The 16,539-nt window shown below is 72.8% G+C and carries 14 protein-coding genes and 3 pseudogenes; 9 read left to right on the forward strand and 8 right to left on the reverse strand.

Annotated elements, in window-relative coordinates; translation table 11 throughout:
- Positions 1-146 precede the first annotated feature (146 nt).
- The 5 genes and pseudogenes from SSOG_RS05185 to lnt all read left to right on the forward strand — a co-directional run bounded on the left by SSOG_RS05185 (position 147) and on the right by lnt (position 7,812).
- Positions 147-1,173: pseudogene (locus tag SSOG_RS05185) on the forward strand (sugar ABC transporter substrate-binding protein).
- Positions 1,170-2,684 (forward strand): sugar ABC transporter ATP-binding protein, encoded by a 1,515-nt coding sequence (locus SSOG_RS05190; protein WP_009713158.1) that lies wholly within the window; start codon positions 1,170-1,172, stop codon positions 2,682-2,684. The pseudogene SSOG_RS05185 and the gene SSOG_RS05190 overlap by 4 nt, the downstream one beginning before the upstream one ends.
- 30 nt (positions 2,685-2,714) lie before the next feature.
- A pseudogene (locus SSOG_RS05195) lies at positions 2,715-3,729 on the forward strand (ABC transporter permease).
- Between the two features lie 37 nt (positions 3,730-3,766).
- Positions 3,767-6,211 (forward strand): SpoIIE family protein phosphatase, encoded by a 2,445-nt coding sequence (locus tag SSOG_RS05200; protein WP_009713160.1) that lies wholly within the window; start codon positions 3,767-3,769, stop codon positions 6,209-6,211.
- Positions 6,208-7,812, forward strand: a complete 1,605-nt coding sequence (lnt, locus tag SSOG_RS05205; protein WP_009713161.1) for an apolipoprotein N-acyltransferase — start codon at positions 6,208-6,210, stop codon at positions 7,810-7,812. Before SSOG_RS05200 ends, lnt begins: the two co-directional genes overlap by 4 nt.
- Here the strand turns inward: lnt and SSOG_RS53280 are convergent.
- Positions 7,787-8,690, reverse strand: a pseudogene (locus SSOG_RS53280) (Gfo/Idh/MocA family protein). The gene lnt and the pseudogene SSOG_RS53280 sit on opposite strands and share 26 nt — an antisense overlap.
- A gap of 324 nt (positions 8,691-9,014) precedes the next feature.
- On the opposite strand from SSOG_RS53280, the gene SSOG_RS05215 reads away from it, so the two are divergent.
- Positions 9,015-9,641, forward strand: coding sequence for a TetR/AcrR family transcriptional regulator (locus SSOG_RS05215; protein ID WP_009713164.1), 627 nt, complete (start codon positions 9,015-9,017; stop codon positions 9,639-9,641).
- Between the two features lie 41 nt (positions 9,642-9,682).
- Positions 9,683-10,195: a DinB family protein gene (locus SSOG_RS05220; RefSeq protein ID WP_009713165.1), complete on the forward strand. Its 513-nt coding sequence runs from the start codon at positions 9,683-9,685 to the stop codon at positions 10,193-10,195.
- Between the two features lie 14 nt (positions 10,196-10,209).
- On the opposite strand, the gene SSOG_RS05225 is transcribed toward SSOG_RS05220, so the two are convergent.
- Together SSOG_RS05225 and SSOG_RS05230 are read right to left on the reverse strand one after the other, a co-directional pair.
- Entirely contained in the window at positions 10,210-10,671 is a 462-nt protein-coding gene (locus tag SSOG_RS05225; protein WP_039936621.1) for a hypothetical protein, read from the reverse strand.
- A gap of 93 nt (positions 10,672-10,764) precedes the next feature.
- Positions 10,765-11,736, reverse strand: coding sequence for a helix-turn-helix transcriptional regulator (locus SSOG_RS05230; RefSeq protein WP_208867328.1), 972 nt, complete (start codon positions 11,734-11,736; stop codon positions 10,765-10,767).
- Positions 11,737-11,844: 108 nt separating this feature from the next.
- Between SSOG_RS05230 and SSOG_RS05235 the strand changes: the two genes are divergently transcribed.
- Positions 11,845-12,252, forward strand: a complete 408-nt coding sequence (locus SSOG_RS05235) for a DUF3224 domain-containing protein (RefSeq protein WP_009713168.1) — start codon at positions 11,845-11,847, stop codon at positions 12,250-12,252.
- On the opposite strand, the gene SSOG_RS05240 is transcribed toward SSOG_RS05235, so the two are convergent.
- The 5 genes from SSOG_RS05240 to SSOG_RS05260 all read right to left on the reverse strand — a co-directional run bounded on the left by SSOG_RS05240 (position 12,237) and on the right by SSOG_RS05260 (position 15,993).
- Positions 12,237-12,920, reverse strand: a complete 684-nt coding sequence (locus tag SSOG_RS05240; protein WP_009713169.1) for a uracil-DNA glycosylase — start codon at positions 12,918-12,920, stop codon at positions 12,237-12,239. The genes SSOG_RS05235 and SSOG_RS05240 overlap by 16 nt on opposite strands.
- Before the next feature lie 165 nt (positions 12,921-13,085).
- Positions 13,086-13,850 (reverse strand): SDR family oxidoreductase, encoded by a 765-nt coding sequence (locus SSOG_RS05245; RefSeq protein ID WP_009713170.1) that lies wholly within the window; start codon positions 13,848-13,850, stop codon positions 13,086-13,088.
- A 19-nt stretch (positions 13,851-13,869) separates the two neighbouring features.
- The gene (gene fabG / locus SSOG_RS05250) at positions 13,870-14,631 is read right to left on the reverse strand and encodes a 3-oxoacyl-ACP reductase FabG (protein WP_009713171.1); all 762 of its coding nucleotides are present in this window, start codon (positions 14,629-14,631) and stop codon (positions 13,870-13,872) included.
- A gap of 145 nt (positions 14,632-14,776) precedes the next feature.
- Complete coding sequence (locus SSOG_RS05255; RefSeq protein ID WP_208867329.1) at positions 14,777-15,196, reverse strand: DUF3037 domain-containing protein; 420 nt, start codon at positions 15,194-15,196, stop codon at positions 14,777-14,779.
- Positions 15,169-15,993 carry a HipA family kinase gene (locus tag SSOG_RS05260; protein WP_009713173.1) on the reverse strand — a complete coding sequence of 275 codons (825 nt, stop codon included), beginning with the start codon at positions 15,991-15,993 and terminating at the stop codon, positions 15,169-15,171. Before SSOG_RS05260 ends, SSOG_RS05255 begins: the two co-directional genes overlap by 28 nt.
- Before the next feature lie 181 nt (positions 15,994-16,174).
- Here SSOG_RS05260 and SSOG_RS05265 point away from each other — a divergent pair.
- On the forward strand, positions 16,175-16,539 hold a 365-nt coding region (locus SSOG_RS05265), incomplete at its 3' end, for an MMPL family transporter (RefSeq protein ID WP_154686081.1).

The raw sequence follows: 16,539 nt of genomic DNA on the forward strand, positions 1-16,539 counted from the left end.
GGGGAGGGGCGGGTAGGGGACAAAGCCCCCCGGCCCCCGACGGCGTGACCCAGCGGCGTGCCCCGGGAACGCGGGGGCCCGGCGGTCGTATGGTCACAGCCGGGGAGGTCTTCGCCAGCCGTTCCACGACCGGAGCCGGGAGCACGATGCGCACGACGCGCCACCGCCTCGCCACCGCCGCCGCGGTCCTCGTGCTGGTCTGCGGCCCGGCCGCCGCGGGGTGCTCCGAGGAATCGGGGGGCGGGCGGCGGGTCGGAGTGGTGGTGCCGTTCCTGACCTCGCCGTTCTGGGAGGCGTACGAGCGCGACATCCCGCGGCAGGCGGCCAAGGCGGGCGTCCGGGTACTGCCGACGGTGAACTCCAACAACGACGCGAGCCGCCAGGTCAGCGACATCCGCAATCTGCTCGCCCAGAACATCGACGGGCTGGTCGTCTCCCCCATCGACTCCGCCGCCATCGTCACCGGGCTGCGGGCCGCGCAGCGGCGGCGCGTCCCGGTCGTGGCGGTCGACGTGGCCCCCGACCGGGGCAAGGTGGCGATCGTGGTCCGGGCCGACAACCGGGCGTACGGCGAGAAGGCGTGCCGGAGCCTCGGGCGGGCCGTGCGGCGCGGCAAGGTGGTGCAGATCGAGGGCGATCTGGCGTCGGTCAACGGGCGCGACCGCACCGCCGCGTTCGACCAATGCATGCGGCGCCGCTACCCGCACATCAGGGTCCTCGACATCGCCGCCGGGTGGCAGGCGGACAAGGCGGCGGCCGGGCTGGAGGCGCTGTACAGCGCCAATCCCGACATCAAGGGCATCTATCTCCAGGCCGGGGGCGTATATCTGGCCCCCACGCTGCGCACGCTCCAGCGCCATCGGGCGCTGCGTCCGAGGGGCCGTCGCGGCCATATCGCGATCGTCTCCAACGACGGGATCCCGCAGGAGCTGGACGCGATCCGCAAGGGGTGGATCGACGCGACCGTCTCCCAGCCCACGGATCTGTACGCCCGGTACGCCATGGTCTACATCAAGCAGGCCTTGTTTTTTTAGGCCGTTCCCGGAGGGGCGGACCGATCACGGCAGCCGCATGTCGAGGTCCGCAAGGGCATCCTGGAGGATCAGCTTCCGGCGCCGCTGGTGACCCCGGCCCAATGTGAACGACCCGGCGCTGTGGGGCAATCGCGGATGACCACCGGGCGGCCACCGCTGTGCGAGGCGCGCGGGATCACCAAGCGGTACGGGCCGACGGTGGCCCTGCGCGAGGCGGGGATCACCGTGCGGACGGGCGAGACCCACGCCCTGGTCGGGCGCAACGGCGCGGGCAAGTCGACGCTGGTGGCCGTCCTCACCGGGCTGGAGCGGCCGGACGCGGGCACGGTGTGGTTCGAGGGCGAGCCCGCTCCCGGCGCCGCGGACCGGGCGGCCTGGCGCCGCCGGGTGGCCTGCGTCTACCAGCAGTCCACGATCATCAACGAGCTGTCGGTGGCGGAGAACCTGTTCCTGGGCCATCAGCCGGTCCTCCCCCGCACCTCGGTGATCAGCTGGCGGCGGACCCGCCGCCGGGCCCGCGCGCTGCTGGACGCCTGGGGCGTCCCCGTGCACGAGGGCGCGCGGGCCGGGGATCTGAGCGTCGAGGACGCCAAGATGGTGGAGATCGCGCGGGCGCTCTCCCAGGGCACCCGCTTCGTCATCCTGGACGAGCCCACGGCGCAGCTCGACAGCCGGGCGACGGCGCGGCTGTTCGCGCATATGCGGCGGCTCCAGGACGCCGGGGTCACGTTTCTGCACATCTCGCACCATCTGCGCGAGGTGTACGAGGTCTGCCAGGCCGTCACCGTCTTCCGGGACGCCCGCAGGATCGTCACCGCGCCCGTGGGCGAACTGCCCACCCGGGCGCTGATCGAGGAGATGACCGGCGAACCGGCCGCCCCCGCCCGGCCCGGAGCACCGCCCCGGCCACGACCCCGGGGCCCGGTGGCGGTCCGGGTCGAGCGGCTGAGCAGCGCGTCCTTCCACGATGTGAGCCTCACCGTCGGGGCCGGTGAGGTGGTGGGTCTTGCCGGGCTCGCCGGGTCCGGCAGCCATCAGCTGGGCGAGGCGCTGGCCGGGCTGTACCGGCCGACCGGCGGCCGGATCGAGGTCTTCGGCCGTCGGCTGCGGCTGGGCAGCGTCACGGCGGCGCTGGCCGCCGGGGTCGGCTGTGTGCCGCGTGACCGGCGGGTGCAGGGGCTGATCCCGCAGCTGTCGGTGGCCGACAACATCACGCTGCCCATCGGGGACCGGCTCGGGCCCCGGGGGCTGATCCGGCCGTCCGCCCGGGACGCGGTGGCCCGCCGCGCCATCGAGCGGCTCGGCATCACCACCCGGGGTCCGGCCCAGCCGGTGACCGCGCTGTCCGGCGGCAATCAGCAGAAGGTCGTCATGGCCCGGGCGCTGGCCACGGATCCCCGGGTGCTGGTGCTGATCGACCCGACGGCGGGGGTGGACGTGCGGTCCCAGCGCGATCTGCTGGAGACCGCGCTGCGGGCCCGGGCCGAGGGGCGCGCGGTGCTGATCGTCTCCGACCAGCTGGGGGATCTGCGGGCCTGTGACCGGGTGCTGGTGATGGTGGGGGGCTTCGTCACCGTCACCCACCGGGCGGGCTGGACCGACCGGGAACTCGTCGCCTCGATCGAAGGGGTCACCCTCGGCCATGAATGACCGCACCGCGCCTATGGACGACCGTCGCCCATGAACCCCATCAATGACCTCGCCGCGCCGCGCACCGGCCGCGCCCGGCGCCTCGTCCCGGTCCGGATCCGCGATCTGGCGCTGCTGCCCGCGGTGGTGCTGCTGCTGATCATCGGCGCGATCGGCAACCCCGACTTCCTCGACCGGGACAACCTGGTGAACATCCTGGGGGCGTCCTCGGCGCTCGGGCTGCTGGTGCTCGCCGAGGCGATGATCCTGATCAGCGGCAGGATGGACCTCTCCCTGGAGTCGATCGCGGGCCTGGCCCCGGCCCTCGGCTTCCTGGTCGTCATCCCGGCCGCCTCCGCGGGCTTCGGCACCGAGTGGCCCACCTGGGTGGGGCTGCTGCTGATCCCGCTGGCGGGCGCGGGGCTGGGGGCGGTGAACGGGGCGCTGATCGTGGGGCTCGGGCTCAACGGGTTCATCGTGACCCTCGCGATGAACATCGTGCTGCGCGGCGTACTGATCGGCCTGGTCTCAGGAAAGACGCTGTTCGACGCGCCGGACGCGTTCTTCGTGCTCGGCTCGCGGGAGTGGCTGGGGGTGCCGATCTCGGTGTGGGTGACCGCGCTGTGCTTCGCGCTGGCCGGGTTCGTCCTGCGCTACCACCGGCTCGGCCGCGCGGTGTACGCGATCGGCGGCAGCGCCCCGGCCGCCCGGGCCGCGGGCATCCGTACCGCGCGGGTGGGCTGGACGGTGCTGGTGGTCGGCGGTGCGCTGGCGGGGCTGGCAGGGCTGGTGATCGCGGGGCGGGTCGGCGCGGTGGGCGCCAACCAGGGCAGCGGCCTGATCTTCACGGTGTTCGCGGCCGCGGTGATCGGCGGCATCAGTCTCCGCGGCGGCCGGGGTTCGCTGCTGGGCGCGCTGCTGGGCACCCTGTTGCTGGGGATGCTGGGAGAACCTGCTCACCCTCGCCCAGGTGTCGTCCTTCTGGATCCAGGCGATCTACGGCGGGATCATCCTGCTCGCACTGGTCGTCGCACGACTGACGACCGGGGAGGCCCAGGAGTCATAGTATTAAGGGAAATGTCTCCGCAGATGGGACGGGTGCGATGGCCATCCCCGAGGGAATCGCGCCGACCGAAGCACATGTCCCCTTCGACATGGCCGATGCGGCGACGGCCCTGATCGATGCCACGGGGACCGTCGTCGGCTGGACCACGGCGGCGGAACGGCTGCTGGGCTATCCGGCGCCGGAGGTGCTGAAGCGGCCCGGGACGATGCTGCTGGCGGCGCCGGAGGACGCCGCGAAGGCGGTGTCCATCGCCGAACAGTGCGGTGAGCAGGGCGGCTGGGGCGGGCTGCTGGAGGTCCGGCACCAGTCCGGCCACCGGCTCGCGGTGGGCCTGCGGGTCTCCCCGGTCACCGGGCTCGGCGGCGGCACCTGCTGGCTGATCTCGGCGATCGACGTGGCGACGATCCCGACCTGGGCGGTCAGCGGATCGCTGCTCCAGGCGTTCCTGACCCGCTCCCCCATCGGCATGGCCGTGCTCAGCCCCGACCTGCGGTACGTATGGATGAACGACACCCTGGAGCGCTACGGCGGCGTCCCGCGCGGTGAGCGGCTGGGCCGCCGGATGGCGGACTCGCTGCCGGGCCTGGACACCGAGGCGCTGGAAGGGAAGATGCGCGAAGTGCTGGAGACCGGCGTCCCGGTGATCGACTACGAGTACCGGGGCTGGACCATGGCCGAGCCCTACCAGGAGCACGCGTACTCGACCTCCTTTCTTCCGCCTCGACACGCGGACGGCACTCCGGTCGGCGTCTGCTACATGGGGCATCGACGTCACTCGACCGCTGGGCGGGCCCGGGAGCGGCTGGCCCTGCTCAGCGAGGCCAGTGAGCACATCGGCAGCACCCTGGACGTGATGCGCACCGCGCAGGAGCTGGCCGAGTTCGCGGTGCCCCGGCTCGCCGACTTCGTCACCGTCGACCTGCTGGACTCCGTCCTGCGCGGCGAGGAGCCCTCGACCCAGCGGACCCGGTTCCTGCCGCAGTTCCGGCGGGCGGGCCAGGCGTCCATCCACGAGGGCTGTCCGGAGTCCATCGCGGCGCCCGGGGACGCGGTCGCCATCTCCCCGGCGTCGCCGTTCGCGTGCAGCTTCCTGGAGGGGGAGGCCATTCTGGACCCGGAGCTGGACGCCTCGCTGGGCGCGTGGACCGGTGACGACCCGGCCCGTACGCAAAAGGTCCGCGAGTTCGGGATGCGCTCCCTGATGGTGGTCCCGATCTGTGCGCGCGGCACGATCCTGGGCGTGGCCTCGTTCGTCCGCACCCGGCATCCGGACCCCTTCGAACCGGACGATCTGGTGCTCGCCGAGGAGCTGGTGTCCCGGGCCGCGCTGTGCGTGGACAACGCCCGCCGCTACAGCCGCGAGCACACCGCGGCCCTCGCCCTTCAGCGCAGCCTGCTGCCGCACGCCCTGTCCGGCGGCCAGGCCCTGGAGGTGGCCTCGCGCTATCTGCCCACCGACGCGCGCAACGGGGTCGGCGGCGACTGGTTCGACGTCATTCCGCTGTCCGGGGCCCGGGTGGCGCTGGTGGTCGGCGACGTGGTCGGGCACGGCATCACCGCGGCGGCCACCATGGGACGCCTGCGCACCGCCGTGCACACCCTCGCCGATATGGATCTGCCGCCCGAGGAGCTGCTGGCCCATCTGGACGACCTGGTCATCCGGCTCACCGAGGAGGAGTCCGCCCAGGAGGGCGTGGGCGCGGCGGTGCTGGGCGCCACGTGTCTGTACGCGGTGTACGACCCGGTCACCCGGCGCTGCACGATGGCCCGGGCGGGCCATCCCACGCCCGCGGTGGTGGACCCCGGCGGCGCGGTCTCCTATCCGCCGCTGCCCGCCGGTCCCCCGCTGGGGCTCGGTTCGCTGCCGTTCGAGTCGGCGGAGCTGGAGCTGCCCACGGGCAGTCTGATCGCGTTGTTCACGGACGGCCTCATCGAGACCTGCGACCAGGACATCGACGTCGGGCTCGCCCGGCTGAGCAACGCCCTGGCCCAGCCCGGGCTGCCGCTGGAGGAGCTGTGCTCGACGGTCGTCGACACGCTGCTGACCCGCCCGCAGTCGGACGACGTGGCGCTGCTGCTGGCCCGTACCAACGCGCTCGGCACCGGTCACGTCGTCTCCTGGGACCTGCCCTCCGATCCTGCCGTGGTCGCGAACGCCCGCTCGCTCGCCCTCCACCAGCTCGCCGAATGGGGCCTGGAGGAGCTGGTGATGACGACCGAGCTGATCGTCAGTGAGCTGGTCACCAACGCCATACGGCACGGCACCGGCCCCATCCGGCTGCGGCTGATCCGGCATGACGTGCTGATCTGCGAGGTCGCGGACACCAGCAGCACCTCGCCGCGGCTGCGCCATGCCCGTACCACCGACGAGGGCGGCCGCGGGCTGTTCCTGGTCGCGCAGATGACCCGCCGCTGGGGCACCCGCTACACCGAGGGCGGCAAGCTCATCTGGGCCGAACAAGACCTTCCGGACGCGGCATGAGGCACGCTCCGGCGCGTCTCCGCCCTACCCATGATCGGTTTCCTCCCGCACACTGGCCCTATGCCAACGGGAGGGGGGCATCCGGCGTGCCTGAAGGGGTGTGGAGGCGGCGGCTCGCCTCCCGGTGGGTGCGCGGCGGCGCCGCGGTGCTGGCGGGCGCGCTGCCCGCGCTGGCGTTCCCCGCGCCGTCGCTGTGGTGGTTCGCGTACGTCGCCCTGGTGCCCTGGCTGCTGCTGACGCGCTCGGCGCCCACGCTCCGGCGGGCGGCGTACGACGGCTGGCTGGGCGGGACAGGGTTCCTGCTCGCGGCCCACCACTGGCTGATGCCGAGCCTGCATGTGTTCATCGTGCTGCTGGCGCTGCTGCTGGGGCTGTTGTGGGTGCCGTTCGGCGCGCTGACCCACCGGCTGCTGGGCGCCCGCCCCGGAGCAGGCCGGGCGGGCGCCGCGCTGGTGCTGCTGCCGTCGGCGTGGCTGCTGGTCGAGCTCGTACGGTCCTGGCAGTACCTCGGCGGGCCCTGGGCGCTGCTCGGGGCGAGCCAGTGGCAGGTGGCCCCCGCGCTGCGGCTGATGTCGGTGGGCGGGGTGTGGCTGGTCGGCTTCCTGCTGGTCCTGGTGAACGTCGCGCTGACCGTGCTGATCACGCTGCCCCGGGCCCGTACCGTCGCGGTGGCCGGGCTCACCGCGTGCGGTGCGGCGGCGGCCGGGGTGTGGGCGTGGGCGCCGGTGCCGCAGGAGACCGGGACCGCGCGGATCGCGGTGGTGCAGCCCGGGGTGATCAAGGGGCCGGAGCCGCGTCTGGAGCGCAGCGTCGAGCTGACCCGGCAGCTGGCGGCCCGCCATCCGGACCTCGTGGTGTGGGGCGAGTCCAGCGTCGGCACGGATCTGGGCGAACGGCCTCAGCTGGGGAAGCGGCTGGGCGCGCTGTCCCGTTCGGTGGGCGCGGATCTGCTGGTCAACGTGGACGCGCGGCGCAGCGACATGCCGGGGATCTACAAGAGTTCGGTGCTGATCGGGCCGAACGGTCCGACCGGCGACCGCTACGACAAGATGCGGCTGGTGCCGTTCGGCGAGTACATCCCGGCCCGGCCACTGCTGGGCTGGGCCACCTCGGTGGGCAAGGCGGCCGGTGAGGACCGGCACCGCGGCACGAAGCAGGTGGTGATGCGGCTGCCTGGGGCCTTGCGAATCGGGCCGGAGGTCTGCTTCGAGTCGGCGTTCCCGGACATGAGCCGCAATCTGGCGCGGCACGGGGCGCAGGTACTGGTCGTCCAGTCGGCGACGTCGACGTTCCAGCAGAGCTGGGCGCCGGACCAGCACGCCACCCTGGCCGCGCTGCGCGCCGCGGAGACCTGGCGGCCGATGGTGCACGCGACGCTGACCGGCACGAGCGCGGTCTTCGGCCCGCGCGGCGAGCCGGTGGGCGACCGCATGGGTACGGACACCAGCGCGGCTCAGGTCTACTCGGTGCCGCTGGCGGAGGGCACCAGCCCGTACGTACGGACCGGGCCGCTGACGGTGTACGGGGCGCTGGCGGCGCTCGCCGTGTACGGGGCGGTGGAGGCGGTCCGGGTGCTCAGGCGCCCGTCACCGCATCGCTGATCACTCGCTCGCACAGTTCATGGGTGCGCAGCGCGTCCGAGGCATCGAGGCGCCTGCCGGTGCGCACGGCGTCGAGGAAGGCGTCGGTGATCTGCTCGATACCGCGCTGCCGGGCGACCGGGCACCCAGTCGCCGCGGCGGCGCACGCTCGGCTGCCCCTTGTGGTCCGTGATCTCGGCGAGGTTGGTCACCTGCCGCTTGGTGTCCTGGCCGGAGACCTCGAGGATCTCCTCGGTGGAGCCGCTCATCCGGTTCATCACGCCGAGCGCGGTGAACCCGTCGCCGGACAGCTGGAGGACGACGTGGTGGAGCAGCCCGTCGCGGATCCTGGTCCGTACGTCGATGTGGTCGACCGGGCCGGGGGCGAGGAAGCGCAGGGTGTCGACGACGTGGATGAAGTCGTCCAGGACGAGGGTGCGCGGGTCCTCGGGGAGGCCGACGCGGTTCTTCTGCATCAGGATCAGATCGCGCGGATGGTCCAGGCACTGCGCGTACCCGGGGGCGTAGCGCCGGTTGAAGCCGACCATCAGGCCGACGCCGCGCTCCTCGGCCAGCCGCACCAGCCGCTCGCTGTCCTCTAGTTCGTAGGCGAGCGGCTTGTCGACGTAGGTGGGCACACCGGCGTCGAGGAGCCGGGTGACGAGCCCGGGGTGCTCGGCGGTCGGGGCGTGGACGAACGCGGCGTCGAGGTCCGCCGCGAGCAGCGAGTCCAGGGCGGTGTGGCGCTGGGCCCCGGGCACCCGATGGGTGTCGGCGACCCGCTGGAGGGTGGCGGGGGTGCGGGTGTGCAGATGCGGCTCCACCCCGGGCCGCGCCATGAGCACGGGCAGATAGGCCTTCTGCGCGATGTCGCCGAGTCCGATGCAGCCGACCCTCACGATGCCTCCTGGTGTTCGGTGGCCGGGTCCACCCTACTCAGGACGGCTTCCGGGACGCCGGGGCCGGGGGCCGCCAGTCCGCGATGCCGTCGAAGCCGCGCAGCAGCAGCCCGGGAACGAGCGGGTGGCGGCGGCGACGGCGGTGTTGCGGGGGGCCACGGCCGGGGCGCCGGTTCAGGGAGATCGCGCGAGGGGGCGCGCGACGGAGCGGCGTTACGACGTCCATGGTGCGCGGCAGCCGGGGCTGTTTCCATGATTCCTCCCGGTGTCACTACAGCTGTAGTTACGCTACTACAGCTGTAGTGCGGACGGTAGGTTGGCCGTATGACCGCTGAGCACACCCCCGCCCGCACCCCCGCACCGGGCGGATCCCGCGCCGAGCTGATCGCCGACACCGCCCTCGCGCTGCTGGCCGAGCGCGGCATGCGCGGGCTGACGCACCGCGCGGTGGACGAGGCGGCCGGGCTCCCGCCGGGCTCGACGTCGAACCACGCCCGCACCCGCGCCGCCCTGCTCAAGGCGGCCGTCCGGCGGCTGGCCGAGCGGGAGGCGCGGGTGCTGGGGCCCGGCGAGATGCCCACGCCGGGCGACGGACCCGACGCCGATCCGGTCCCCCCGCTGGCCGACGCGCTCGCCCTCGCGCTGCACCGGTCGCTCACCCAAGCGCCCGATCTGCTGATCGCGCGGTACGAACTGGCCCTGGAGGCGACCCGCCGCCCCGAACTCCGGGAGTTCTACGACGCGGCGGGGCGCGGCTTCCGCGAGCCGCTGGAAGCGCTGATGACCGCCGTGGGATCCGCCGAACCGCGGCGGCACGCCCAGTCGCTGGTCGCCTGGTGCGAGGGGCAGATGTTCAGCTGCGCGGCCGGGGCCGACCACGCCGCGGTGCCCCAACGCGCCGCGCTGCGCGCCGGGTTCGAGGAGCTGCTGCGCGGGATGCTGGACCGATAATCCGTGGCGCGGCCGGGAGCCGGGGCCTCATGATGCTCGCCATGACGACTGCCGAACGCCCCGAAGCGCCCCGCACCGCCGATGAACGCACCAGCCTGGAGGGGTGGCTGGACTTCCACCGCGCGACCCTGGCCCTCAAATGCGAGGGGCTCGACGACAAACAGCTCCGCGAGGCCTCCGCGCCGCCGTCGGGGCTCACCCTGCTCGGGCTCGTACGGCACATGGCCGAGGTCGAGCGCAGCTGGTTCCGGCGGGTGCTGGACGGTCAGGACGCGCCGCCCATCTGGTACAGCGAGGAGGATCAGGACGGCGACTTCCGGGTCACCGAAGCGGACACCGGCGAGGCCGCCTTCGCGGTCTGGCGGGACGAGGTCGCCGAGGCACGCACCGCCGCCGCGCGTCATTCCCTGGACGATGTCGTCACCCGCCGCGATCACGGCCGCCGGGACTACAACCTGCGCTGGATCTACCTCCACATGATCGAGGAGTACGCCCGCCACAACGGCCACGCCGACCTCATCCGCGAGCGCATCGACGGCGCCACGGGGGACTGATCCACAACGGCCCGTCAGAGCGCGAGCCGCTGCGCCAGCCGGGCGATCGCCGCCCGCACCCGGTCCCCGTACGGATCGTCGCCCAGCGTGCCCGCGCTCGCCCGGGCCAGCTCCAGCTGGCTGCGGGCCGCCGCCTCCCGGCCGAGCTTGGCGTAGTCGGCGGCCAGGTTGAGGTGGAGGGCCGGGTAGAGGGCGCGCAGCCGGGGGGTGGGGGTGCGGGCGCCGGGCCCGTCGGCCGCGGCCAGGGCCAGCAGGTCCCACAGCAGCTCATCGGCCGGATCGTCCTGGGTGTCGGCGAGGTAGTGGGCGAGGGCGCAGCGGTGGAACGGATCGCCGTCGCCCTCGATCTCCCGCCACAGCGCGGCCAACCGGTTGCGCGCCTCCTCGCGGTCACCGCCCCGGTGCAGCATCACCGCCTGCCCGATCCGGGTCAGCACGGCGTCGTCCTCCGGCGCCTCCCGCCGTACGTCGCCCATCCGGTCCTCCCGCCTGCGCAACCGCCGGTCCCCCTGCCTGTGGCCGACGCTAGCCCGGGAGCCGCGCCACCCCCGTCAGGCGGGCCCATCGGGTCAGTCCGGCGGCCCGTACCGCTCGGCCAGTTCGGTGACGGCGCGGGCGACGGCGGTCCGCAGCTCGGGCGGTCCGAGCACCTCGGCGTCGGTGCCCAGCCGCAGCATGTCGTCGACCGCGACGGGCAGCGACTCCACCGGCACCACCACCCGCACCCTCCCCCGGTCGTCGGGCGGGCCCGCCCCGGCGGCCGCCACCGCGCCGACCGCGCCGAACTTCATCGGCAGCAGCCGCAAGCCCCGCTCGGTCAGCAGCAGTTCGGCCTCGCCCCGGAAGCGCGCGGCCTCCATGGCGCGCGCCGACTCCTGCCAGTAGGCGGCGAGGTCGAACCCGGCGGGGCGCTCGAAGGTCTCCCCCAGCACCTCGGCGGCCAGGATCCGCGCCACCCGGTAGCTGCGGACGGTGTCCTCCGCCCTGGCCACCAGGTACCAGATGCCGCCCTTGAGGACGAGCCCGAGGGCATGCAGATCGCGGTGCACCTCGCCGCGCCAGCGCTGGTAATGCACCCGCAGCACCCGGCGCCGCCAGACGGCCTCGGCCGCCGCCGCGAGGTACGGCACCGGCTCGGCGTCCCGGAACCAGCCGGGCGCGTCGAGGTGGAAACGCTCCTGGATGCGGCGCGACCGCTCGTCCAGCTCGGGCGGCAGCGCGGCCCGCAGCTTGAGCTGGGCGGTGGTGAGGTCCGCGCCGAGACCCAGTTCGGCGGCCGGTCCCGGCATTCCGGCGAGGAAGAGCGAGTCGGCCTCGTCACCCGTGAGCCCGGTCAGCCGGGTGCGGTAGCCGTCCAGCAGCCGGTAGCCGCCCGCGGGGCCGCGGTCGGCGTACACCGGCACACCGGATCCGCTCAGCGCGTCGATGTCGCGGTAGACGGTACGGACCGACACCTCCAGCTCCGCGGCGATCTCCGGCGCGGTCATCCGGCCCCGGTTCTGGAGCAGAAGGAGCAGCGAGAGCAGGCGGTCGGCACGCATGCGGTCCATTGTGCGCCCGTACCTGACAGAAGATGTCAGGTACGGCGGGCAGAGTCATCCCTCACCAGCGCACGGCCTGATCGAACGGCCTGATCGAAAGGACCCGCCATGACCACGCACGCCACCGGTACCTTCACCTTCGCCGACTGGCAGGAGAAGCCGGTCGGGGAGGTCGCGGGCGGGGCGAAGCTCGCCCATGCCACCGTGACCAACGGCTACTCGGGCGCGCTCACGGCGTCCGGCACCACCTGTCAGTACGCCATCGTCTACCTCGCCGACAAGACCGGCACCTTCTCGGGCCATGAGCTGGTGGACGGGCGGCTCGACGGCCGCCGGGGCAGCTTCGTCCTCGCCCAGCACGGCACCTTCGGCGAGGACTCCACCGTGACATGCGCCTTCGAGGTGGTGCCGGGCTCGGGCACCGGCGAGCTGGCCGGGCTCACCGGTGCGGGCTCCTTCACCGCCCCGCAGGGCATCGAAGCGGTGTCGTACGCCTTCGACTACGAGCTGGGCTGAGCCGGGCCGAGGTTCGGGATGCGCCAGTCGATCGGCGTGTGACCCTGGGCCTTCACCGCCTCGTCGATCTGGGTGAAGGGGCGCGAGCCGAAGAACTTCTTCGCCGACAGCGGCGAGGGGTGCGCCCCCTTCACCACGGCGTGCCGCTCCTCGTCGATCAGCGGCAGCTTCTTCTGGGCGTAATTCCCCCACAGGACGAAGACGGCCGGGTCAGGGCGGGCGGCCACGGCGCGGATCACCGCGTCGGTGAACCTCTCCCACCCCTTGCTCTTGTGGGAGTTGGCCTCGCCGCCCCGGACCGTCAGCACCGCGTTGAGCAGCAGGACGCCCTGCCGGGCCCACGGCATCAGATAGCCGTTGTCCGGGACCGGGTGGCCCAGCTCCTCCTTCATCTCCTTGTAGATGTTCCGCAGCGACGGCGGCGTCTTGACGCCCGGCCGCACCGAGAAGCACAGCCCGTGCCCCTGGCCCTCGCCGTGGTACGGGTCCTGCCCGAGGATCAGCACCTTCACCTGGTCGTACGGCGTGGCCTCCAGGGCGGCGAAGACCTCGTCGCGCGGCGGGTGGACCGGCCCCTTGGCCCGCTCCTCCTCGACGAACTCGGTGAGCTCCTTGAAATAGGGCTTCTCCAGCTCCTCGCCGAGGACACCGCGCCAGGACTCGGGCAGCTCGTAGGCCACGTCAACAACCTCCGGTCGTGTTCCGTTCACGGGCACGAACCTACCGGCGGCCACTGACAACGCCTCACGCGGTGCGGGGATCATGGGCGCGGGCCCGGCACCGCGAACGGTGCCGGGCCCGCCGCCTTCGAGGCACCGGTCCGTGGTGGAGAGTCAGCCGACGCCCGCGTTGAGGAAGACACCGCCGTCCACGACGAGCGTCTGGCCGGTGATCCACGCGGCCTGGTCGGAGGTGAGGAACGCGGCCGCGCCCCCGATGTCCTCCGGCACGCCCAGCCGCCCGAGCGGGTACGCCGCGGCGGCCTCTTCCTCCCGCCCCTCGTACAGGGCGGTGGCGAACTTGGTCTTCACCACGGCGGGGGCGATCGCGTTGACCCGCACGCCCGGCGCGAACTCGTGGGCGAGCTGCACCGTGAGGTTGATCATCGCGGCCTTGGACACGCCGTACGAGGCGATGAACGGCGAGGGCGTCATCCCGGCGACCGAGGAGATGTTGACGATCGCGCCGCCGTTCTCCTTCTGCCACGCCTTCCAGGTCTGCTGGGCGAAGCCGAGCGCCGAGACGACGTTGGTCTCGAAGACCTTGCGTATCACCGCGAGGTCGAGGTCGGCGATGGGCGAGTAGACCGGGTTCGTACCGGCGTTGTTGACGAGGTAGTCGACGCGCCCGAACGCCTCCATCGCGCGCTCGACGGCCGCCGCCTGGTGCGCCTCGTCATGGGCCTTGCCGGGGACGCCGATCACCCGGTCGGCGCCCAGCCGCTCGACGGCCTCCTTCAGGGCGTCCTCGTTGCGGCCGGTGATGCACACCCGGTCGCCGCGCGCCACCATCGCCTCGGCGATGCCGTAGCCGATGCCGCGGCTGGCACCGGTGATGAGCGCGGCCTTGCCGCTGTCAGATGCGATCTCTTTGGTCATGGGGTTCGTAGGCTCCTGATCAGTTGAGCGGGCCGCCGGCCACGTACATCACCTGGCCGGAGACGAACCCGGCCGCGTCCCCGGTGAAGAAGGCGACGGCGTTCGCGATGTCGTCCGGCTGTCCCACGCGCTGCACCGGGATCTGGCTCGCGGCCGCCTTCTGGAAGTCGTCGAAGCCCATGCCGACGCGCTCGGCGGTCGCGGCGGTCATGTCGGTGGCGATGAAGCCGGGCGCCACGGAGTTGGCGGTGACGCCGAACTTGCCCAGCTCGATGGCGAGCGTCTTGGTGAAGCCCTGCATACCGGCCTTGGCGGCGGAGTAGTTGACCTGACCCCGGTTGCCGAGCGCCGAGCTGCTGGAGAGGTTGACGACCCGTCCGAACCCGGCGTCCACCATGTGCTTCTGACAGGCGCGCGACATCAGGAACGCGCCCCGCAGATGCACGTTCATGACCGTGTCCCAGTCGGACTCGCTCATCTTGAAGAGCAGGTTGTCGCGGAGCACACCGGCGTTGTTCACCAGGATCGTCGGCGCGCCCAGCTCTTCGGCGACACGCGCGACCGCGGCCTCCACCTGCCCCGCGTCGGACACGTCGGCGCCCACGGCGATGGCCTTGCCGCCCGCCGCGGTGATCTTCTCCACGGTCTCGGCGCAGGACGCCTCGTCGAGGTCGAGCACGGCGACGGCGCGGCCCTCCTCGGCCAGCCGCACGGCGGTCGCCGCGCCGATGCCGCGGGCCGCGCCCGTCACGATGGCGACACGCTGCTCGTTGGTGGACATGCGGGTTCTCCTCGCCTCGGGTAGCGGCGCACCGTCCCGGCACCCGGGGGTGAGCAACCGCTTAGTCTCTTCTGCGTCGAGACGCTATGAGGCCCGCCGCCCACTGTCAACGACCCGCTGTGATGCCCTTGCTCACCCTCACCCGTCAGCGCACCAGCAGGTCGAGCAGCCGCTCGACCTCCGCCTCCGCGTCCGTGGTCAGCCCGGTGTGCACCGGGCCCGGCTGAACGACGGTCGAGCGCGGCGCGACCAGCCAGCGGAACCGCCGCCCCGGCTCGTCACCGGCCGCCTGACCGGCCTGTTCTCCCCCGCGGCAGACGCCCTCCACGGCGTGCAGCGCGGCCCGTACGCCCGCCACATCGGCCGACGGGTCGAGCGCGAGCAGCCGGGTCTCGTCCAGATGGGTGCGGGCCGCCACGAAGGACGTCGCGCGGCAGTAGACCACGACGCCCGCGTTGATCAGCTCACCGCGCTCCACCCGGGGGACGACCCGCACCACGGCGTACTCGAACACATCCCGGCCCTGGTGCAGCCCGCTCACTTCGCCGCCTTTCCGTCGACCCATACGCGCAGCCAGTCGGGAGCCTTCGACGGCCCGTCACCGGAGCGCTCCCCGAGCGTGATCCTTTCACCGATCGCCGCGGCCCGCTCCAGCAGCACCCGCACATAGGCGCGGCGCACCGCGTCCGGGCTGTCGAAGCCGGGCTCACCGTCCAGCCAGGCGTCGGGGACGTCGGCGGTGACCTCGGTCAGCAGCTCCTCGGTGATCCGCGGCGCGAGCGTGGCCGCGGCCGCGGCCACATCCGGGGCGAAGGGGGCGAGTACGTGCTCGGAGGCGTCGTACGGCTTGGTGGCAGCCGCGTCCAGGCCGCGCCAGCTGTGGTGCCAGATGATCGTGGCGCCGTGGTCGATGAGCCACAGGTTGCCGTGCCACACCAGCAGGTTGGGGTTGCGCCAGGACCGGTCCACATTGCCGATGAGCGCGTCGAACCACACCACCTGTCCGGCCTCCGCCGCGCCCACCTCGAAGGCCAGCGGGTCGAAGCCGAGCGAGCCGGGCAGATAGTCCATGCCCAGGTTGAGCCCGCCGCTGGCCTTGAGCAGGTCCTGCACCTCCTCGTCCGGCTCGCTCAGCCCGATCACCGGGTCGAGCTGCATCCGCACCAGCTCCGGGACGCGCAACCCCAGGCGGCGGCCCAGCTGTCCGCAGATGACCTCGGCGACGAGGGTCTTCCGGCCCTGGCCCGCGCCGATGAACTTCATGACATACGTACCCAAATCGTCGGCCTCGACGATGCCGGGGAGCGACCCGCCCTCGCGCAAGGGCGTGACATAGCGAGTCGCGGTGACTTCAGGGAGCATCCGCCCAGGCTATCGGTGCGGACGGCGTCCTCACCGGTGTCCTCCTCAAGGAGGAGAAGAAACGGCGGCCTCTCGTGCGATTCCACCAGCGCCAAGTGCCCGTAGGCGCACGACGCGGAGAGGGGGCCGGGCCCGGGAGTCTGAGGCCCTACGCGACAACGGACACGGAGATTCCCGACACGTGGCTACCTTCCTGTATCGAGTGGGCCGTACCGCCTTCCGGCGGCGACGGCTCGTGGCACTGCTGTGGGCGGTGATCCTCGGCGCCGTCGGGGTCGGCGCCGCCACGGCGCCCGCCGCCGGTGACGACGGCACGTCCTTCATGCCCGGCATCGAGGCGCAGAAGGCGTTCGACCTGATCGGGGAGCGCTTCCCCGGGTCGGACGCCAACGGCGCGAGCGCGCGGATCGTCTTCATCGCCCCGGACGGGGAGAAGGTGACCGCTTCCGGGTACCGCGCCGCCATCGACCGGCTGGTCGCCGAGGCCGCCGACGGGCCCCAAGTCGACAGCGCCGTCAGCCCCTTCCGGGCGAACGCGGTGAGTAA

The organism is Streptomyces himastatinicus ATCC 53653, assembly GCF_000158915.1.
Classification (GTDB): domain Bacteria; phylum Actinomycetota; class Actinomycetes; order Streptomycetales; family Streptomycetaceae; genus Streptomyces; species Streptomyces himastatinicus.